The 21,104-nt window shown below is 38.6% G+C and carries 20 protein-coding genes; 5 read left to right on the forward strand and 15 right to left on the reverse strand.

Annotation, left to right across the window (positions count from 1 at the left end):
* The first annotated feature begins 75 nt into the window (after positions 1 to 75).
* Both ACFFUE_RS05975 and ACFFUE_RS05980 read left to right on the forward strand, forming a co-directional pair.
* Positions 76 to 969 (forward strand): DMT family transporter, encoded by an 894-nt coding sequence (locus ACFFUE_RS05975; protein ID WP_376833515.1) that lies wholly within the window; start codon positions 76 to 78, stop codon positions 967 to 969.
* Positions 966 to 2,048, forward strand: coding sequence for a putative type IX sorting system protein PorV2 (locus ACFFUE_RS05980; RefSeq protein WP_376833517.1), 1,083 nt, complete (start codon positions 966 to 968; stop codon positions 2,046 to 2,048). Before ACFFUE_RS05975 ends, ACFFUE_RS05980 begins: the two co-directional genes overlap by 4 nt.
* A 68-nt stretch (positions 2,049 to 2,116) precedes the next feature.
* Here ACFFUE_RS05980 and ACFFUE_RS05985 read toward each other — a convergent pair whose 3' ends face one another.
* From ACFFUE_RS05985 to ACFFUE_RS06030, 10 genes are all read right to left on the reverse strand, one after another.
* Positions 2,117 to 3,109: an NAD(P)H-dependent flavin oxidoreductase gene (locus ACFFUE_RS05985; RefSeq protein ID WP_376833519.1), complete on the reverse strand. Its 993-nt coding sequence runs from the start codon at positions 3,107 to 3,109 to the stop codon at positions 2,117 to 2,119.
* A gap of 56 nt (positions 3,110 to 3,165) precedes the next feature.
* A complete protein-coding gene (locus ACFFUE_RS05990) occupies positions 3,166 to 4,521 on the reverse strand; it encodes a peptidylprolyl isomerase (protein ID WP_376833521.1) in 1,356 nt (451 codons plus the stop codon).
* Positions 4,522 to 4,705: 184 nt separating this feature from the next.
* A complete protein-coding gene (locus tag ACFFUE_RS05995) occupies positions 4,706 to 5,632 on the reverse strand; it encodes a PfkB family carbohydrate kinase (protein WP_376833523.1) in 927 nt (308 codons plus the stop codon).
* A gap of 48 nt (positions 5,633 to 5,680) precedes the next feature.
* Entirely contained in the window at positions 5,681 to 6,238 is a 558-nt protein-coding gene (gldD, locus tag ACFFUE_RS06000; protein WP_376833525.1) for a gliding motility lipoprotein GldD, read from the reverse strand.
* Between the two features lie 231 nt (positions 6,239 to 6,469).
* Positions 6,470 to 7,195 carry a DUF3575 domain-containing protein gene (locus ACFFUE_RS06005; RefSeq protein WP_376833527.1) on the reverse strand — a complete coding sequence of 242 codons (726 nt, stop codon included), beginning with the start codon at positions 7,193 to 7,195 and terminating at the stop codon, positions 6,470 to 6,472.
* A gap of 62 nt (positions 7,196 to 7,257) precedes the next feature.
* The gene (locus ACFFUE_RS06010) at positions 7,258 to 7,722 is read right to left on the reverse strand and encodes a hypothetical protein (RefSeq protein ID WP_376833529.1); all 465 of its coding nucleotides are present in this window, start codon (positions 7,720 to 7,722) and stop codon (positions 7,258 to 7,260) included.
* 15 nt (positions 7,723 to 7,737) lie between these two features.
* On the reverse strand, positions 7,738 to 9,129 hold the full coding sequence (locus tag ACFFUE_RS06015) for a TolC family protein (RefSeq protein WP_376833531.1): 1,392 nt from the start codon (positions 9,127 to 9,129) through the stop codon (positions 7,738 to 7,740).
* A gap of 6 nt (positions 9,130 to 9,135) precedes the next feature.
* Positions 9,136 to 9,909 carry an HlyD family secretion protein gene (locus tag ACFFUE_RS06020; RefSeq protein ID WP_376833534.1) on the reverse strand — a complete coding sequence of 258 codons (774 nt, stop codon included), beginning with the start codon at positions 9,907 to 9,909 and terminating at the stop codon, positions 9,136 to 9,138.
* Positions 9,809 to 10,282 (reverse strand): HlyD family secretion protein, encoded by a 474-nt coding sequence (locus tag ACFFUE_RS06025; RefSeq protein WP_376833536.1) that lies wholly within the window; start codon positions 10,280 to 10,282, stop codon positions 9,809 to 9,811. The genes ACFFUE_RS06020 and ACFFUE_RS06025 overlap by 101 nt, the downstream gene beginning before the upstream one ends.
* Positions 10,283 to 10,305: 23 nt before the next feature.
* A complete protein-coding gene (locus ACFFUE_RS06030) occupies positions 10,306 to 10,674 on the reverse strand; it encodes a DUF3302 domain-containing protein (RefSeq protein WP_376833538.1) in 369 nt (122 codons plus the stop codon).
* A 221-nt stretch (positions 10,675 to 10,895) separates the two neighbouring features.
* Here ACFFUE_RS06030 and ACFFUE_RS06035 point away from each other — a divergent pair, with 221 nt between their 5' ends.
* Positions 10,896 to 12,143: a hypothetical protein gene (locus tag ACFFUE_RS06035; protein WP_376833540.1), complete on the forward strand. Its 1,248-nt coding sequence runs from the start codon at positions 10,896 to 10,898 to the stop codon at positions 12,141 to 12,143.
* A gap of 20 nt (positions 12,144 to 12,163) precedes the next feature.
* On the opposite strand, the gene ACFFUE_RS06040 is transcribed toward ACFFUE_RS06035, so the two are convergent.
* From ACFFUE_RS06040 to ACFFUE_RS06060, 5 genes are all read right to left on the reverse strand, one after another.
* The gene (locus tag ACFFUE_RS06040; RefSeq protein WP_376833542.1) at positions 12,164 to 12,748 is read right to left on the reverse strand and encodes a Crp/Fnr family transcriptional regulator; all 585 of its coding nucleotides are present in this window, start codon (positions 12,746 to 12,748) and stop codon (positions 12,164 to 12,166) included.
* Positions 12,749 to 12,942: 194 nt separating this feature from the next.
* Positions 12,943 to 13,275, reverse strand: coding sequence for a 2Fe-2S iron-sulfur cluster-binding protein (locus ACFFUE_RS06045; RefSeq protein WP_376833544.1), 333 nt, complete (start codon positions 13,273 to 13,275; stop codon positions 12,943 to 12,945).
* A 21-nt stretch (positions 13,276 to 13,296) separates the two neighbouring features.
* Entirely contained in the window at positions 13,297 to 14,352 is a 1,056-nt protein-coding gene (locus ACFFUE_RS06050) for an NAD(P)/FAD-dependent oxidoreductase (protein ID WP_376833546.1), read from the reverse strand.
* A gap of 392 nt (positions 14,353 to 14,744) precedes the next feature.
* On the reverse strand, positions 14,745 to 15,422 hold the full coding sequence (trmD, locus tag ACFFUE_RS06055; RefSeq protein WP_376833548.1) for a tRNA (guanosine(37)-N1)-methyltransferase TrmD: 678 nt from the start codon (positions 15,420 to 15,422) through the stop codon (positions 14,745 to 14,747).
* Entirely contained in the window at positions 15,419 to 16,681 is a 1,263-nt protein-coding gene (locus tag ACFFUE_RS06060; RefSeq protein WP_376833550.1) for an NAD(P)/FAD-dependent oxidoreductase, read from the reverse strand. The genes trmD and ACFFUE_RS06060 overlap by 4 nt, the downstream gene beginning before the upstream one ends.
* A gap of 156 nt (positions 16,682 to 16,837) precedes the next feature.
* On the opposite strand from ACFFUE_RS06060, the gene ACFFUE_RS06065 reads away from it, so the two are divergent.
* Both ACFFUE_RS06065 and ACFFUE_RS06070 read left to right on the forward strand, forming a co-directional pair.
* A complete protein-coding gene (locus ACFFUE_RS06065; protein WP_376833552.1) occupies positions 16,838 to 18,466 on the forward strand; it encodes an acyl-CoA carboxylase subunit beta in 1,629 nt (542 codons plus the stop codon).
* Between the two features lie 905 nt (positions 18,467 to 19,371).
* Positions 19,372 to 21,087 (forward strand): phage tail-like protein, encoded by a 1,716-nt coding sequence (locus ACFFUE_RS06070; RefSeq protein ID WP_376833555.1) that lies wholly within the window; start codon positions 19,372 to 19,374, stop codon positions 21,085 to 21,087.
* The last annotated feature ends 17 nt before the right edge of the window (positions 21,088 to 21,104 follow it).

Consider the following 21,104-nt stretch of genomic DNA (forward strand, 5'->3'; position numbering starts at 1 on the left):
ATCAACCGTTAACTAACAACTATCTAGATTTTAGAAAATATAGTTTATTTTTGCAGCATTATTTTTCAGAAACCTATGAAATCATCCGCTTTATTTCGTCTTCACTTTATTGTTTTTCTGTGGGGGTTTACTGCTATATTGGGTAAACTCATCACGGTAGATGCAGGTGTTTTGGTATTTCACAGGATGTTTTTCACGGCTTTGTTTTTATTTATTTACATTCGGTTTGTAAGGAAGCAGAGTATTGCTATTTCTAAAAAGTTATTTTTCCAGTTAGCAGGTGTAGGCTCTCTTATGGCGTTTCATTGGTTATTTTTCTTTCACTCCATCAAAGTGTCTAATGTATCCATTGCACTGAGTTGCATCTCGCTATCCACACTATTTGTAGCCCTTTTAGAGCCTCTGGTCTTTAGAAGAAAAATAGACCCTTCGGAAGTGGTGATGGGAGTGGTGATTTTGGTCTGTATGTATCTTATTTTCAAGACAGAATTTCAATATCAAGAGGGAATTATTTATGGTATCTTGGCAGCTGTAGTGGGGAGTTTATTTTCTGTGTTCAATGGAAAGCTCTACGGGAAAACCTCATCTGGCAATATTATTTTCTATGAAATCTTTTGTGGCTGGGCTGTTTTCAGCATCTTTTATGCGTTGACGGGAGAATTAGCCCTTCTTGGCGAAATAAGTTACACCAATTTAGCGTTAGTACTGTTATTAGCGAGTGTATTTACAGCTTATCCAATGTTTGAATCCATCAGTTTGATGAAATACATCACCCCGTTTACTTTAGTTTTAACGGTCAATTTAGAGCCTGTTTATGGTATTGTGATGGCGTATTTCATTTTCGGGGAATCCGAGCATATGAGTTCTGTATTCTACATTGCATCGCTGGTGATGATTCTTTCCATTGTTGCCAATGGCATCATAAAAACAAGAAAAAAGCAACAAGAGACAACGAAAAATTTGCAATGAAAAAACTATTACTTTCGGCTTTGGTATTATCTTTTGGAGTAGCAGAAGCCCAGATTATAAGAAAATATTCCAATGAGTTTCTCAACATCGGGGCGGGTGCCAGAGGACTGGGAATGGGCGGTGCTGTCATCTCCCATCAAAACGATGTCTATGCACCAATGTGGAATCCCGCAGGGCTTACAGGGGTAGAAAGAGACTGGCAAGGTGCTGCTATGCACGCAGAATATTTTGAAAGTATAGCCAAGTATGATTATCTTGCCTATGCCAAACCTCTGGATAACAACGGAGGCGTTTTTGCCATATCTGTAGTAAGGCTGGGGGTAGATGATATTCTCAATACCACCCAAATGATAGATTCCGAAGGAAATATCAATTACGATAAAATCCAAAAATTCTCTCAAGCAGATTATGCAGGAATTGTCTCCTACGCCTTTCACCCTGGTGGCAATCACAAGCTAAGCATAGGGCTTAATGCCAAATTGGTTTACCGAAATGTAGGTAAATTTGCTAATGGCTTTGGCTTTGGCTTTGATGTTGGGGCAATATACCACTCTGACAACGGCTGGAACTACGGGGCTACGCTAAAAGATGCTACCACTACCGTTAATTTCTGGAGTATTAATCAGCAAGAGCTCTCCACCGTGGTGAATGGCGAAGAGTTTAATCCCGCTCCCGAAAACAAAATGGAACTCACAATGCCCAAACTGAATGCAGGCATTTCCAAAAACTTTGAACTCAGCAGAGATTTGCAATTACTTCCCGAAGCTGGAATCAATGTAGATTTTGCAAAAACTGCCGCCCTCATCTCCACAGATTTTGCCAGCATTACGCCATACGCAGGTGCCGAGCTTAAATACCAAGATATGATTTTCGTAAGAGTGGGGGTCAACCGTTTCCAAACCATTACCGATATAGAAAACTTACAGCGTAAAGTCTCCTTCCAACCGAGTGCTGGCTTGGGCATTCAATACAAAGGGATTACCTTAGACTATGCTATTTCCGATTCAGGTATTGGAGGGTCTAATTTCTTCTCCAATTTCTTCTCGCTAAAACTGGATATGGAACGCTTTAGAAACTAAAAACTGAGGCTAAGATTAAATACAAAATCAATATTTTACACTCAAAGTCTTAGCCTCAATCTAAATATTTAGTCTAAATTAAAATCCAAGGTTGCGGCTCTAAACTCTTCAAGAATCTTATCAAAAACTTGTTTCACAGGTAAGATTTCATCTATCAAAGCAGATACCTGCCCTATTTCTAGCTCCCCTTCATCTAGATTTCCTTCAAACATTCCAAGTTTGGCTCTGGCTCTTCCCAAAGTTTTTTTCAAGAGTTCTGCATCTCTTCCGTTTTGATACACCGCTTCTACATCGTTGAAGAATTTGTTTTTCACCAATCTTACAGGGGCTAATTCCTTCAGGGTAAGCAGGGTATCTCCTTCTCCCAAACTAATCATTTTTTGTTTCCAGGCATCGTGGGCACTAGCCTCTTCTGTGGCTGCAAAACGAGAACCAATCTGCACACCATCTGCTCCTAAAACCATTGCCGCTTTCATCTGCGAGCCAAGAGCAATCCCTCCTGCTGCTATCAGGGGCTTAGTAATGTGTTTTTTCACTGTAGGGATTAGCACCATCGTGGTGGTTTCGTCTCGTCCATTATGCCCTCCTGCTTCAAAACCTTCGGCTACCACAGCATCTACCCCTGCTTCTTCACATTTCAGGGCAAACTTGGTAGAAGACACCACGTGAGCCACCTTTAAGCCTTCTTTCTGGAACATTTCTGTATAGAGTTTTGGATTTCCAGCGGAGGTAAATACCACCTTCACACCTTCTTCCAAAATGATATTGATGATATCTTCCATATCGGGGTAAAACATTGGGATATTAACGCCAAATGGGCGGTCGGTGGCTGCTTTACACTTCTGTATGTGTTCCCTCAGAACATCGGGGTACATACTCCCTGCTCCAATAAGTCCCAAACCGCCTGCATTGGATACGGCAGATGCTAAACGCCAGCCAGAGTGCCACACCATTCCCCCTTGAATGATGGGATATTGGATATTAAACAATTCTGTAATTCTATTTTTAGCTTGCATATCTTTTAATTTTTTAGCTGTTCCAAAATCTATAAAAGTACTCATCCCTCAAAAGTACAAAAAAATCCTTCGGTATTTCTCCGAAGGATTGTAAATATTGATTATTTTTTCTCCCATTCCTTTTTGAAAGTGCAATCATTATACCTTTCATTGATGGAGATAAAGGTATCTGGCAAGCGTTCTTTCACCCATTTTTCTACAGTTTGCCCTTTTTTTCTCTCCAATGCCATCTTTTTAATCCGTTCATAATCGGTTTCCAAACTCATAATGTGAGAATCTATTACCTCATTTACTTTTATAATGCTTACGGTTTTTCTTTGGTTAAGCTCATCTTGAAACACATCGGTAATATCATCAGCTTTCAAACCTGCAATTTGATAAGCAAGTGTTGGTGGAAGTCCCATTTTCTCTATCTTACTACCGCCATCTTGCCCTGTAACAATCCCCGCACTAAATTTGGTAGATTTGTCATCAGAAAATCGATATACCGCTTCTTTGAAAGTCATTTTGCCATCTAAAATCAAAGTACGAATGCTGTCTAATTCCTTTCTAGCATCTGCGATTTCTTCTGTGGTAGGCTCTGCTTTTAGAAGGATGTGTCTGGCATCGTAATTCTTCCCTATTTTCTTGACAAGCTGAATGAGATGGTAACCATATTCTGTTTCCACAGGCTCAGAGATTTCCCCTTCCTGAAGATTGAGTGCTGCGGCTTCAAAAGGTTTCACCATTCTCCCCTTAGAAATATTGGTGTACAACCCGCCATTGGAAGCCGATCCGGTATCTTCTGAGTAGATTCTTGCCAATTGCTCAAAGCTTTCTTTTCCACTTTGAATATCCTGCTTCATCTTGCGAAGTCTGTTTTTGATGTCATCTTTATGAGCTTCTGTAAGCTTTGGATACATCACGATTTGCGAAATAGAAACCTCGTCTTTTACCATTGGCAACTGGTGTTTGTACATATTGTAGAAATCTGTTACTTCATTGGGGGTAACATCTACTTTATCTGTAATTCTTCCGTACTTCTGTTGCCCATAGTAATTATCCGAATCAATTTTCTCGATGGCGTTTTTCATTTCGTAGGAGGTACGAAACTTATAGGAATTCAGCATCGTTTTTTCATCTGGGAAGTTGGCAAGGATTTGCTCATACTTATTTTCAGCGGCTTCTTTAATGGCTGCCGAACGGTTTTCTATGAGTGTATCTCTCTTCGCTTCGTAAATCAGAAACTTATTATTCACAATATTTGCCAAAAACTCGCATCGGTCGGATACCGAAAGTCCCTGCTGCTTAGCATAGTTCATCTGCTCTTCAATATCGGATTCTAAGACAATCTCATTACCGATAACTGCTGTAATGCCATCTACCAAAGTTCCCTTGGAAATCTGAGCGGATAGCTGAACTGATAGCAGTGTGAATGCCGCCATCATCAATGAAAGTAATTTGATATTCTTTACCATCTTAATTTTTTATAAATGCAAAAATAAGCTTCTAAATGATTTCTGCTAAATATTTTCTTATAATTATTTCTTAAAATTATTTCTTCTCGCCAAAACTAAAAATATTTTACTGAAAAGCGAAAGATTGAACCAAAAAAAGCTTGTCTAAGATTAACTTAAACAAGCTCTAAAATACTAAACTTTATTATAAATCCAAATCAACCTCGAAGGTGGTGAGCTGTTTAAACTCAGCCATTCTTTCTTTCAGTTGCTCGGCGGTGATTTCTGCAATTCTTTCCGTTCCAAATTTTTCTACCGTATAAGATGCCAATGCAGACCCTACAATGATGGCAGATTTCATATTTTCAAAACTAAAATCACCCGTTTTGGCTAGATGGGCAGCAAAACCTCCTGCAAAGGTATCTCCCGCTCCTGTTGGGTCAAATACTTCTTCCAAAGGCAAAGCAGGAATCGCAAAGATTTTCCCATCGTGGAAGAGCAATGCACCGTGTTCTCCTTTTTTGATAATCACATATTGAGGCCCTAAGGTATGGATTTTCTGTGCTGCTTTTACCAAAGAATACTCACCAGAAAGTTGGCGTGCTTCCTCATCATTAATGGTGATGACATCCGTCTTTGCAATCATTTCCATAAGAACATCCCACGCTGTATCCATCCAAAAATTCATTGTATCTAAGATGACCAACTTGGGGCGTTTTGCCATCTTTTCCAAAACAGAAAGCTGCACACCAGGGTGCAAATTACCCAGTAGTAACACCTCCGCATCTTGAGCGTGAGCAGGAACTTTCGGCTCAAAGTTTTCCAAGACATTCACCTCCGTTACCAAAGTATCGCGAGAGTTCAAATCATTGTGATACTTCCCACTCCAAAAGAAAGTTTTACCCTCTTTCACGATTTCAACCCCATCAATATTAACATTTTTCGATGTAAGCAAATCCAAATATTCTTGTGGGAAATCTCCTCCTACTACCGATACTAAACTAACATCCGTTTTTAAAATGGAAGATGCCAAACCAATGAAAGTGGCTGCTCCTCCTAAAATTTTATCGGTTTTTCCAAAAGGCGTTTCTATGGCATCAAACGCTACAGAACCTACAACTAATAACTTCATAATTAATGAATTAAAATATTGAAATATTATCTATTTTTTTTACTAAAACTAATTTTTCCACTCAAAGGTATCCAGCATTCTTATAACATCCTTCTTGATATAATCCACTGCTGGTGCCAATGAATCGGGCTTTGGGCGGCTATTGAAATACAAATTTGCCGTTACAAAATGTCTGGTGCTATCGGTGGCATAAAACTGAAGATTAGAAGCACTCTGCCCTTTCAGTTCATAGAAATTGCCAAAGACCTTTTTCTGTGGATATGAAAACGACTTGGTTTGGATAGAAGAGGCTTTAATGGTATGCTCATACACCATTCTTTCGGCTTCTTTAATGTGCAAATCAAAATCGTTTTTGATAGGAAAATATGTGAGGAAAACTCTGGCTTTCATTTTAGGATAGGTGATATAGAACCAGCAAGGTTGCTTTCCCTGCTCTACTTTTGCAAAATCGGAATACTCAAAAGTGTAAGGACACGAAGAACTGAACTTTTGATATTTTGCCTGTGGATATTCTAGCCGAAGTTCTCCCATAGGCTTGGGCATAGGCTTCTCCGTACAAGCCACAACCCATAAGCATAAGAAAAGTAATGCGATATTTCTCAACATTTTGCAAAAGTACGGTTTTTATGAATATCCTAGGAAATCTTTTAAAGAATATAAGCGTAAAATACCAAACCCTTCCAGCTCTAAAAACTGAAAGGGTCATTATGGATTAGCAAAGAAAAAAAATAAGTCTATGGATACGGGGCAATCTACACCTCCAAACCTTCTAATTCTTCTGTAATAGAGGTTCTTAAATTGTGTAATTTGCGTTTTTCCCTGACGATGTTTCTGCTTTTAAAACCGATACCCCACAGACACACCATAGCGAAATGCAGGCAGCCTAAATGTAGCACTTGCTTTGCTGCCATCGCTACTTCTTTTAAATTCAGAATTGCTGATGAATTGGTCTATTTCCTTGTATTTATCGCGGATATTCTGCACAAGGTCTTGGTAAAATTCAGGGATTTCTACTTGGTTTCGAGTAAGGGTCAGTGTGTTGATAGAATAACCTAGCCCCGCGATGAGAAAATCGGCATACCAGTTTTTATAAATCGCTAGTTTGTAACCTATTTGCAAGCCCAAAGCGTGGGTAGAAACCCGAGCATCAAGGTCTATGTTGGCTTTTTCGCCCGTTTGCGGCACGGTATAAACTCCTTTCAGCGGACTTTCATACGATTGAAATTTATAATACGCTCCCACGAAAAATCCCGTGTGGTTTTTGTTGGTTTTTTGCAAATACCAACGGTATTCAGGGATGATTTTAATGCCTTTGAAAGAAAAATCTTCCGACTGTAGCGTAGGGGTATCAAACCCTGAAATGGTCATTGCTCCCGATGAAAATTTTTGCCCGACTGAAACCGCTGCCGACATATTCCGATTAAAGGCGTATTCATACGATAGATGTGCCGTTCCGAAAGTCAGATTGATAGGATTGATACTTGCCTGATGTTTAGATATTTCCTGGGAATGAAGAGCCGTTCCTAGTGATAACAAGATGCTTAGAAAATAAAACTTATTCATATAATAGAAAAAAGAAAGCCTACCCATTATAAAATCAGGAATAGGCTAATGTGGATGAAAAACTAAGGTCTTAAAAACTCTAACTTGCGGTATTCCACTGCGTTATCCAAATAGCGTTTTATAAAGAAGAAATAAGTCGCTTTTTCTACTCCGATGGCTTTTTTGAATTTTTTGTAGTATTTTTTGTTGAGTTTTACTTGCTCCGAATTGGCTTTCCAAATCGATTGGTTAAGATTGTCCAATTTTTCAGTAGAATATTGTTCTCTTGCACTTAGGTATTTGTCAAAATTTTGCCATTTTATTTCGGCTACTTTACCCTGTGCTTTTAGATATTGGTCAAACAAAGGGTCAAACGCTTTGGTCTCCTCTGGTGTTAGCTGAAGGCTAGAGTAGATATGGTTTTTCGCTTCTAGTTTAATGGCATCTTTTACCAAGTTGGCATAATCTTGCTCTACCTGTGCAAAGGAAAACTGAGCGGATAAGACTACAGCGGCTATGGCTGCGATTTTTTTAAATGATTTCATCATATTCTGATTTTAAAATTACTTGTTAAACTGGCTGGCACCCAATGCCATATAAAGGTTGATGCGTTCTACGCGGTTTTGCAATTGCAAGTCTATGAGAGCCATTTCTTTTCTTAGCAAATCGCGTTGTTTTTGGATGAGGATAAAATTGTCTGATGTTCCGATGTGGATTTGCTTTTTGGTGAGTTCCACATTTTTTTCCAATTCTGAGATGGCTTTTTCGCTGTATCCTATTTGTTTTTCGATAGAAGAGGCATTTGCCATAGCACCTTCCACTTCGTTCAGGGCGTTCATCAGGATTTTGGCATATTGTTCTACGGCTGCTTTTTGCTCCGAATTTTGGATTTCTACATTCTTTTTCAAAGCACCTCCGTTGAAAATAGGTGTTGCCAAGTTACCTCCCATATTCACCAGTGGATTGGAATAGAGCGAGTTGAGTGCGGAAATATTAGTGCCTGCTCCACCCAAAGACGCACTGATGTTTAGCGATGGCAGTCGGGCTGCTTTTGCTTCTTGTACTTCGTAAAACTGACTTTCTATTTGGTACTGACTTGCCAAAATATCGGGGCGGTTTTCCAACAAGTTTAGCGGAAATTGCGTAGGTACTCCCTGTTGTATTGGGGTAAAATGCGTTTGAGTAGCTATTTTCCCTTCGGGATATTTACCAGTGAGAAGTTCCAAAGAGCGTTTGGTTTCTTTATTAGCATTTTTTAGTTTTTCTAGTTGCCCTTCGAGGGTGATGATTTCCGCCTTAATGTTTGACAAATCGATGGCATTAGCCGTTCCTACTTTGTTTCTCACGGCATAGAGCTTTTCCAAATCTTGGGTTAGTTTAAGGAAATGTTCGGTTTTAGCCATTTGAGAATTACTAGCGATATTCATAAAATACGCCTTGCAAATCATTGCTGCGATAGATTGTTTTACCCTATCGGTTTGGTATTTTGCCGAAAAATATTGCGAAGTAGCCGCCGAGCTTGCAGCTTTGTTTTTACCCCAAATGTCTAGCTCCCAATTGGCTTTTAGGGAAAGGTTTTGGATGTTGCTGCCATTCACCACATTATTAGAGGTGTTGGCTACAGCACTTACGGTAGGGTAGAGATTACTAGCGGCAATGCCCATTGCCAGCTCTATTTGGTTGAGTTTTTCTTCTGCAATGAGGATATCAGCATTGTATTTCAAACCTTCTTCTATCAGAGTCATCAGCTGAGGGTCTTTCAGTTCATCAATCCATTGATAGGAAAAGGCAGCATTTTCGCGGTCAAAAATCCATTGGTCTGGGATTTCCATATTTTTAGTAGCTGTGGCAGATTGTTTCAGCTCGTTCATCTTTTCGGGGGTGGCCTCTTTGTAAAGTAAACAAGACGAAGTGCTCAATGCTAATGCCGCTACAAGTATTGTATTGATTTTCATTTTCTATTAATGCAATTTAGGAATGAAATAATTCATATTGCTATTGACGCGTATCATCACTTTTCTCACGAGATGCATTGGTTTCCAATTATTGGAATAGATAACCGCCGTACCTCTTGCTCCTACGGTAAGTGGAGGTTCTTTTTCGCTAAGGACAAATTTTGCAATGAGTTTAGCATCGGTTTCTGGGAGTTCTTTGGCGGTGTTTGGTATCCCCGATACGCTTCCTGCCAATGCACTGCCTGCGTTGTTCATTATTCCTTGGCTGGTGGCATCTATCACATATTCTAGTTTAGCTTTCACCACTTTTCCAGGTTCGGTTTTTAGGGCGAGTTCTACCTCATCGCCTGGTTTTACGGCTTGTAGTTCATTTTGTGCATAGTAAGCAATTACGGATTGCTGTTTTTGAATCAACACAAAAGCCGAACGCATAGGGAGCAATAGAGCACCTTCATTGAGCTGTACATTAGGAATAATACCATCAGTAGGTGCCACTACTACGGTTTGGTCTAGGTTCCAACGGGCTTGTTCTAGCTGGGCTCTCACCTCAGATACTGAAGCATTTTCACCATTGTGTCCTACGCTGGTTTTTATTTGCAACGATTGTAGCTGTGCTTGTGCTGCAGCAATCTGAGCTTGAAGATTTTGAGCGGTAGTAATCGCTTGGTCTAATTCAAATTTATTGGCTGCTCCTGCATTTACGAGTTCTTGGTATTGCGTTACGCGTTTGTTTGCTAAGCTGTGTTTGCAATGAATTGATTTGACTGCGAGAAGCTGCAATATCTTTGTCGTAAGAATCTACGGTAGCAATCATTGTTTCCAATCTTGCTTCCAAAGCCTGAATTTCTCGCAAGAAAGGTGTTCTGTCTATGGTAAACAGGGTATCGCCCTTTTTCACTTCTTGATTGGTTTTTACATACACTTTCTCCACCTTACCTGTGATTTGACTGGCAATATCCACACTTCGGTTTCCTACGCGTACATCGGAAGTGATAGGCGTGAAGTAATTGAGTCCCAAAATTAAAAAGATAGACCCGAAGATAGGAAGTGAATAAACCACAATCTGCGTGGTAAATGTCCAAGGAATGAGCTTGAGCTTTTTGATAAGTAGCCAACAAATTCCTGCATATAGTGCGATGATTAATTCTAACATCTTTTTTTCTAATTTTTTATTGATTAAACAGATTCTTCGGGCAATGCAACGGCCGTTTCCTCGCTATTGGGTATATTATCTAGGTTTTCCTCTTCCTTTTTCGGATAGTTGTAATTTGCCCAAATGAGAGCCACAGGCCAAAGTAGTCCGCCAAAAATGAGTGAGAGCAAACACATCGTTTTGATGGCTTGTAGTTGCGGATGATTCTTTTTCTCTGCAACTACTTCTGGATAGATATGAGCTTTCCAGAATAGATAAATACCTCCTGCGGGAAGCACAATGAGGATAATCCACGCGACCACATTGGCAACACTGTCCAGCGTCTCGCCACTGAAAGCAAAAGTTTGCTGAAAACAGAGTAATAGGGAAAGAATGATTAGTTTCTGTTTCATATATTAAAAGTGTAAAAATTTAATTTGCAAAGAAACAGCGGGAAATCGGTAAAAAAATATACAAAAGTTAATTTGAAAGAAATAGTTGGATTTCAGAAGATTTTTGTAATTTAGTCGGCGGAGATTTTTTTATTCAGGTCGGGATTAATAGAACTTTCGGTTGTGTTTTGTCTCGGCTACAGAAATGCTTTTTTTGTTATCTGTCATTTTACAAGTCTACTATGAAAAATTTATTCACTTTTTTTGCATTAATAATATCGATATTTCCCTTTTCACAAAATAAAAAAGATTACTTAAAACAAAATCGATTTAATATTGAAAATCCTGATTTTAAATTTCCTCAAACAGATTTTAATATCCTTGGTTTTGGAGCCTACCACGGAAGTGCAAAAACGTATGAAGCCGAATTAAATTTGATTAAAAGTCTCAAAAAACAAAATGCTCTTCATTATTATATTCCCGAAACAAATTTTAGTCAAGCCTATTTCTTTCAACAATATTTGGAAACAGGAAATGAAGAACTTTTAAAAGAATTGGTTTTATCTTTTCAAACTATTGTAAGCCAAGAAGGAACAATCGAGACTTTTGAGCATTGGAAAAATCTGAGATTGTTAAACCAATCCTACAAAAGTAATCCAATAAAAGTAATTGGTCTTGATGTTATCAATGAATATCAGTTTCCTATAAAACATATTTTACTTTTAACTGAAAACATTCAGAATTGGAAAGCGAAAGATGAATTAAAGAAAATATTGATAGAAAAAGATTTTGACTTCAGTATTCAAAATAAAGAAATAACAAAACTTCTAAAAAGTTTTATCTACGACTATGAAGCAAATAAAAATATTTACGTTCATCAAATTAACGACACGATAAGTTTTCATCATATTCTGAAAAATATCGTTCAAAATTTTGAAGGAGAAAGAGACAGAGAAAAAATCATTTTTGAAAACTATGTTTCTCTTAAAAAAATATATAATCTTGAAACAAAAAAGCAATTTGTAAAGTATGGATTTTTTCATCTTGAAAAAACTCGTAAACGAAATTATCCATCATTCTTCACTAGATTGATAGAGCAAAACATCTATGAACGAAACAAAGTACTTACTGTTATTGGCTATTTGACTAAAAGTGAAGTTCTTTGGGACAAAATATATGATAAGCAAGGAAATTACCAAAGCTATACAACCGAAAAAGGTTACGGAATAGGTGATTATTGGAAAGAGCATTTTAAAGGTATTAAAAAACTGAAAAACACAAAATTATCAGATATTACACTTTTCAAACTTAATAATGAAAATTCTCCTTACAATATTGGAACAGATTTAATTAAAGTTAATTTGTTTCTTAAAAAGAGTAACGGAAAAGGATTGAAAGGAAAAGCTACGACAGATTTTATTGATTACGCAGTTTTGATAAGCAACTCAAAAAATCAAATTCCAATTGAAGAAAAAAATAAAAACTACTGATAACATCGCATTAGCCAACCTTAGTTTTTCTTTATTTTCAGCCTTTTACGAATACGAGACAGCGAGTTAGGCGAAATACCCAAGAAACTCGCCAGATATTTCCGCAAAGAAAGATAAGCAAGATTGGGGCGTACCTTATCGATATTCACATAACGTTCCTCAGGCGACTCTTCTATAAAGGCTTCTAAACGGTGGATAAAAGCTGTTACCACATTTTTTAGTGCCGTGTTGTAAAAATCAAAAACATATTGATTTTGCATTGCTTGCTGTTCTAATTCTTTGAAATTAAACACAATAACTTCTATATCAGAAAGAGCCTCAAAGGTGTATTTCGTTGTTTTTTTCTGGTCAAATATACACTCAGGGGCACCAAAGAAAAAACCTTCTTCGGGCAGGAAAAGCGTGTTTTCATTGCCCCAATGGTCGGTGTAGAAACCTCTTACAAAGCCTTTTTCTATGAAGTAAAAATGAGGGTCTGAAGTTCCTTCTTTGATGATGTGTGTTCCCTTCGGAAAGGATTTATTCTCTGCCAATTTTTCCATTAGCAGAGGTTCGTTTTGTCTCCAAGCAAGGTATTTATCTTTCAAGGCTATAGACCAGTTCATCTCATTGTGTTTTCTATGCAAAAATAGGATTATTTTTTTGCATTTAGTCTGATATAAATTTAGGTTTTATTGAATAGCCTTAAAGTATGTTTAGCTTAGGAAATCTTTTAAAGAATATAAGCGTAAAATACAAAACCCTTCCAACTCTAAAAACTGAAAGGGTTATTATTAATCTGCAAAGAAAAAAAATAAGTCTATGGATATGGGGCTATCTGCACCTCCAAACCTTCTAATTCTTCTGTAATGTGAATCTGGCATCCCAATCTAGAATTGTCTTCTACATAGAACGCCTCTGCAAGCATCGCATCTTCCTCTGCTCCCATCTCTGGAAGCTTTTCAGCTCCGTTGATAACATAAACTTGACAAGAAGCACACATTGCCATACCGCCACATACCCCTATGGTGCCTTCCTCCGCCAGTTCATAAGAGCGGATCACCTCCATCAGGTTCATAGACATATCCGTAGGGGCTACCACATCGTGGGTAACGCCCTCTCGGTCTGTGATTTTAATATTAATATCCGACATTGGATGTATTATTTTATAAGATTAATCTATTTTCTTTACAACTGCTTTTTCTGCTTCTTTTCTGCTGCCATCAAAACCATCTACCCCACTTACTGTAGTGTATTTCAGAACATATTTTTTCCCAGGATTCAGCCTATTGTACACACTCTGGCACATCAGTGTTCCTTCGTGGAAGCCACAGAGAATCAGTTTTAATTTTCCTGGGTAAGTATTGATATCACCTATGGCATATACCCCTTCTATATTGGTCTGATAGTCCAACTCATTGTTTACTTTAATGGCATTTTTCTCAATTTCAAGTCCCCAATTGGCTAGCTCGCCCAGCTTTGGTGTAAGCCCAAATAATGGAATAAAATAATCCGTTGTAATCTCTTCTTGTACCCCCTCTCTCTCTACGGTGATGCCCGTTAAGGTTTGTTCGCCCTTCAGTGCCACCACTTCCGCAGGGGTTATCAGATTAATTTTCCCTTGATTTTTCAAAGCCTGAACTTTCTCTACAGAGTCCAACGCTCCACGGAATTTATTTCTTCTGTGGATTAAAGTAACTTCGCTGGCTACATTGGCAAGAAAAATACTCCAATCTAATGCTGAATCACCACCACCTGCAATCACTACTTTTTTACCTCTAAAAACCTCTGGGTCTTTGACGAAATATTCCACACCATTTTCTTCAAACTGAGCCAAATTTTCTAAATGCTCTGGTTTTCTTGGTTCAAAAGTTCCCAGTCCACCCGCAATGGCAACAGCTCTGGCACGGTGTACCGTCCCTTTATTGGTAACTACTTCAAACCAATCTTCATCTATTTTGGTAAGGCTCACAGCAGTTTCTGCTAATGTAAACCCTGGCTGAAACTGTTTGATTTGCTCCATCAAATTATCCACCAAATCCCCTGCATTAATGCTTGGGAAACCAGGGATATCAAAAATTGGTTTTTTAGGATAAAGCTCTGCCAGCTGCCCTCCTGGTTGTGGCAATGCATCTATGATATGGCATTTTATCTTGAGTAATCCTGCTTCAAAAACGGCAAAAAGCCCCGTAGGCCCCGCTCCGATGATGAGTAAGTCGGTTGTAATCATTGTTGTGATGAGTTTATTAAAGAACGCCACAAAAATACTAAAAATATTATGAAACGCTTTATAATAAATTGCTGATATTTGCAACCTAGTCCGAGGGCTTCTATTGATAGGCAGATTCAACCCCCAAGTGCAATTTTTGGATTACAAATTTATAGAATAAACTTTTACGCTCCTCAAAATTCAATGTTAATACTCACTTTTTATTGTTGTTAAAATAAGATCTTCTCATCTTTTTGAGTGTACCAATACCTTCCTGTTTCAGGATTGATAGTTTTTTCATTGATATACTCTTTGTGCTTTTCATACCATAAATTCAAGGTGTTTATCCACCAGATTTTATCATTATGAGTTTTGATTTTGAGAAGTAGCAAAATATGTTTGCGGAATCTAGATTAATCCCCCAGCAAATCTGGTCTTCGCTCTTTGGTGATTCTTAAAGCTTCTTCATAACGCCATTCTTCTATCTTGGGAAAATTGCCACTCAAAAGAATTTCGGGTACTCTAAGACCTTTGTATTCCTCAGGACGCGTATAGATGGGGGGGGATAGAAGGTTGTCTTGGAAACTATCCGTTAAGGCACTTTGCTCGTCATTCAGCACCCCTGGCAATAGCCTAATGATAGAATCTGCCAGCACGCAGGCGGCCAACTCCCCACCCGTAAGGACATAGTCGCCTATGGAAATTTCTTTGGTAATGTGCAAATCCCTTACTCTTTGGTCTATTCCCTTATAATGCCCACAGACGAACATCAAATTATCTCTAATAGAAAGCGTATTGGCTATTTTCTGATTAAGCGTTTCGCCATCGGGCGTTAGATAGATAATTTCATCATAGTTTCTTTGAGATTTCAATTCGCTGATGCATTTGTCTAGGGGTTCCACCATCATTACCATTCCTGCACCACCGCCATAGATTTCGTCATCTATCTGATTATGCTTGCCTATACTCCAATCTCTAAGCTGATGAAAATGCACCTCTGCCAATCCTTTTTCTATAGCCCTTTTTAGGATAGAGGTTTTAAAGGGGCTTTCCATCAATTCTGGTAATACGCTGATGATATCTATTCTCATTGTTGGGTAATATTCTTTTTAGTTGGTAAAATAATTAAACGAAGCGAGGAATCTCGGTTGAAATAGCTCCACATCCAGTTGAAGAAAATCGCCAATTTATTTCTTACAGAAAGGATGAGCATTAAGTGCAGAAACATCCAAAAATACCACGCAAAAATCCCTTGAAATTTCCATTTGGGTAAATCTACCACTGCACGATGCTTTCCGATGGTAGCCATAGAACCAAGATCTTCATATTCATACTCTTGCCATTGGTTTGTAGATTTTTTCAATAGATTTTTCCCTAAATTCTTTCCTTGATTAATGGCAACATTCGCCACCTGTGGATGTCCCTGTGGATATTTTGGCGTTTCCATATACGCTATATCTCCTATGGCAAAGATGTTATCATATCCCTCTACACGATTGTATCTATCGGTTTTGTATCGGTTACGAACCATTATTTCGGGATTAAGCCCTGGTATCACATTGCCCGTTACCCCTGCTGCCCAGATGACATTGTTCGATGGAATTTCTTTTCCACTTTCTAGAAACACGCGGTCGCCATTGTAGTCTGTAACGCGTTCGCCTGCCATCAGTTCCACACCTAAATCCTTCAGATATGCTTCTGATTTATTTTGTGCTTCTTGGCTCATCACATTCAGAGGTTTATCTGTAGCACTGATGAGGATGATTTTCAGATTATCAAAATTCATATTAGGATAATCTCTAGGCAAGATGTCTTTTTTCATTTCAGCAAATGCCCCTGCCAGCTCCACCCCTGTAGGGCCACTACCTACGATGACGATGTTCCAATTGCCATCATCTGTCCTAGATTTTTCAATAATCATCTTCTCAAAGGTGAGAAGGATATGATTTCTAATAGAGATGGCCTCTTGGGTATTTTTCATTCCGTAGGCGAGTTGTTCCATTTTTTCGTTGCCAAAAAAATTGGTTTTGCATCCTGTAGCGATAATGAGTTTATCGTAAGAAAATTCCCCATCTGCGGTAACGATTTTATTTTGCTCAGGAAGGATTTTTTGCACCTCCGTCATTCTATATTGAGTATTTCTGGAACGCTGAAAAATCTTTCTGAAAGGAAAGGAAATATTGGAAGGTTCTATCCTTCCGCAGGCCACCTGATAGAATAAAGGCTGAAACATATGATGGTTCATCCTATCAATCACGATGATTTTTTTGTTTTTGTTATTCAATGTTTTTGCCAGTTGTAATCCAGCAAATCCACCTCCTATGATGACGATTTTTTCCCTTGTTTCCATAACGCGACAAAGGTACTTTTTTTTATTGATATGACAGTAGCAGTGATATTAACTGAAAAAGAATAATGAGATATGAGTGAGAGTGTTTTTTTTCAGGATTTTATTTTCAATATCAAATAAAATTCATATTTTGGGCAAAAATTTTTAATTAAAAATATGGACTTAGAATTTAATAAAAGAGAAGATGTAAATAAACTAAAACTCTCCGAAATCAATCGCATCTACGGAGAAATCAAAAAAGGTGGTGGAGAGAAACGGTTGCAGAAACTTCGCGAAGAAGGTAAAATGACCGCCAGAGAACGCATAGAGTATTTATTAGACAAGAAATCTGAGTTTATAGAAATAGGTGCCTTTGCTGGATATGAAATGTATGAGGAGCACGGCGGTTGCCCAAGTGGAGGTGTTGTAGTGGTGATGGGGTATGTATCTGGTAGGCAGTGTATTATAGTGGCTAATGATGCTTCTGTGAAAGCAGGAGCGTGGTTTCCCATCACGGGCAAAAAAAACCTTAGAGCCCAAGAAATCGCTATGGAAAACCGTTTGCCAATCATTTATCTAGTAGATTCTGCGGGAGTGTATTTGCCGATGCAAGATGAAATATTCCCAGATAAAGAAATGTTTGGAAGAATTTTCAGAAACAATGCCAAGATGAGTGCGGCAGGTATTGTGCAGATTTCTGCGGTGATGGGAAGCTGCGTAGCAGGCGGTGCTTATCTCCCGATAATGAGTGATGAGGCGATGATAGTAGACAAAACGGGTTCTATTTTCCTTGCGGGAAGCTATTTGGTGAAAGCCGCAATAGGAGAGAATATAGATAATGAAACGCTAGGCGGTGCTACCACGCATTGTGAAATCTCTGGCGTTACTGATTACAAAGCGAAAGATGATAAAGACGCTTTGGATAGAATAAAAAAAATAATGAAAACCCTTGGTAATGCAGATAAAGCAGGGTTTGATAGAATAGAAAGTGTACCACCAAAGGAAAATCCAGCCAATATTTTTGGCATTATGCCAGCTTCTAGAACTGAGCAGTATGATACTTATGACATCATCAAATGCTTGGTAGATAACTCTGAATATGAGGAATACAAACCAGATTATGGCAAATCTATTGTCTGTGCCACAGCAAGAATTGATGGCTGGGCAGTAGGAATTGTTGCCAATCAGAGAAAAATGGTAAAGAGTGGTAAAGGAGAAATGCAGTTTGGAGGTGTTATTTATTCAGATTCAGCGGATAAAGCGACCAGATTCATTGCCAATTGTAACCAAAGGAAAATACCATTATTGTTCTTGCAAGATGTAACGGGCTTTATGGTAGGTTCAAAATCTGAGCACGGCGGCATCATCAAAGACGGCGCTAAAATGGTGAATGCAGTATCAAATTCTGTGGTGCCTAAGTTTACCGTGATTACAGGAAACTCTTATGGAGCAGGCAACTATGCAATGTGTGGAAAAGCATACGACCCAAGACTTATTGTGGCGTGGCCGTGGGCAGAGCTAGCCGTGATGGGAGGAGCACAAGCCGCAAAGGTATTGGCTCAAATCCAAGAATCTACCTTGAAAAAACAAGGTAAGGTGATTTCTGAAGAAGAGCATCAAGAGATTTTGGACACCATTACAAAGAAATACCAAAAACAGACTGAAGCTACCTATGCGGCAGCAAGACTTTGGACGGATGCCATCATCAATCCAGAAGATACCCGCAAATGGATTTCTATGGGGATAGAAGCTGCCAATAATGCCCCGATTACGGAGAAATTTAATCTGGGTGTGATTCAGGTTTAAGCTGAAGATTAGCTGATTGTTAATGGTAAATTATTAATTGTAAACCAACTCAAAATGGTTGATAGTTGCTAGTTGTCGGTTGTTGGTTATTTACTAAGAAGCTAGAAAGTTAGAGGTTAGAGGTTAGAAGTTAAATAGTTGCTGGTAAAAACTCAAAACTTAAGTTTGGTTGACAGTTGCTGGTTGTCAGTTGATGGTGAACTCAACACTCAGCACTCAAAACTTAAGTTTGGTTGATAGTTGATGGTTGTCGGTTGCTAGTTGTCGGTTGATGGTTATTTGCTAAGAAGCTAGAAAGTTAGAGGTTAAATGTTAGAAAAAAGTCTTTTCTCTTTGTTCTTTCATCTTTCCTCTTTCTTCAAAAAAACTCAGCACTCAACACTTAAAATTGGTTGACAGTTGTTGGTAGTTCCCCTTTCGGGGGCTAGGGGGATAAAAACTAAAATTTAATTTGCTCATTTCCAAAAAAGTCTTACCTTTGCCCCATTCTTATGACACACAATATCCACATATTACAACAAAAAAATGCAAAAAACTACCTCAATTATTTTGTAGTTTCGGATAATTGTGTAAACACACACACACACACACACACACACACACACACACACACACACACACACAGACTCACCGTCGCTATACCTTAGTATAGACGCGTGCCTGTGCGTATTTTACAAAAATAATTTTGAAATAAAAAATAAGCCCAAAAAATATTTTTTGGGCTATTCTACTATCCAAAAGCCTTCAACCCCCTTTCCCCCGAAGGGGGAAGGATTGGTTGATGGTCGTTTATTAATTATTAATGGTCAATGGTTAATTATAAACAAACTAAAAAAATAATAGTATTAGCGTCTTTGCCCCCTTCGGGGGACAAGGGGCTGATTCAAAACTTAAAATTTATAAAGATGAAAAGAAAATTTATTTTAGTAGGGTTACTGGTAACAGGATTGGCTAGTGCCCAAGACGGTAGAGTGGGGATTAATACAATGAATCCCAAAGCAGCATTGGAAGTTAGCCGACACGATAACCTCCCTACTGACCAATCTCAGGGGGTGATGTTTCCGAGTTTTTCTACAGAGGAGCGAGAGCAGTGGACGGATACACAAGAAGGTACTATGATTTATAACACTACCAAAAAGTGTCTAGAAATGTACTTTGGTGTGGTAAATGGTGTGCATCAGTGGAATTGTATCCCCGATGTGGGAAGCTCACAATCTCAAAACATTAGCGTTGCACCTGCAGGGTTTACGGGAGCCTATATTGGTGGGGTACCGCTAAGTTCTACAAATACAGTAAAGTTTAAACTGGTTAATAACAGTTTTTTCCCAGTAAATAATATCAACCTTTCCAATGCCGTATCCATAGTGAACGGTGGGAGTAATGTGAGTGTAAACGGTGCCGCCCATAACAATGTGAGTTTAGCCTCAGGAGCAGAAACTACCCTTAGCTATATCCTTAGTGGAACCCCAGAATTAGGAACACTTATTGCCAACTTTGATAGGCTGGGGCTTACCGCTACGCAAAGTACCCAAGTGGGGTATGGATCGGCTACTTTTTTACCAGAGAATATTACCTATGTACTTTCTTTGGTGTATAATACGACTACCATACAAGGGAAAATAAACAATACCAATCCGTTAAAAATACGCCTCCCATATACATCTGGGCAGGGGTCTTACGCTGCATTTAGCAATACCCAACCTACAGCAGAAGGTCAAAATAATGATACCAACCAGCTTACCCTTAGCATCCCACAAGGAAACTTTGGTGTATCTGGTGTATTAGAAGGGACTATTACTGTAGATGGCGATGGGGAGTATCTAGTAAAGCTTTTATCCCCTGGGGAAGAATATGTGATAGCCACTTTTCCTGTGGATATAAACGGCTCTACTACCCAAGTAGTGATAAAAGGAGTGGGTGGTATTCCAGATAAAAAATTTAATGAGCAAACTTTTGGGCAATATAACCATAGGTTTGTTTATCTACCTATGCAAGGGCCAGATGGTAAAATGTGGCTTAGTAATAACCTAGGAGCAGAATATTCTCGTGTAGATTCTCCTTATTTTGATATTAACCGCCAAGCTGGAGCATTAGATGCACAAGGAAATCCTATTGTAGACCCTACTACCGAACAGATAAAGAAAGACTACCGCGCCTATGGGTCTCTATATGAATTTGGTAGAAACAGCGATGGTCACGAACTGATAAACTGGTCTAGTGCTACTACAGGTACATTGGTATATTCTAACCAAAATTCTAACCATTATAATCCAGCTAATTATACCCTGGCTAATGACCCTTGCCCATCTGGATGGCATACACCTGCTTTAGCTGAGTTAAGAACTCTTCATAGCAGTATTACTGGTTCTACTACTATAAGTAATACGAATAAGATGTGGACAGAAAAAGATCTAAAACTTCCTGCAGCAGGATTTGTAAATGTATATGGTAAGATTTTAAAAGAACAGTCGATAAAAGCCTTTTATCGTACTTCTCAAGGATATAATGCGTTAGGAGCTTGGGATTTACGTTTTACATCTACTCAAAGTACGGTTCAGGGTAGTGATAACTATTGGTACTTGCGTCCAAATGGTTTTCCAATTCGTTGCATAAAAGATTAAAGAAACATAATGTATCA

The organism is Bergeyella porcorum, from assembly GCF_042427575.1.
Classification (GTDB): Bacteria; Bacteroidota; Bacteroidia; order Flavobacteriales; family Weeksellaceae; genus Bergeyella; species Bergeyella porcorum.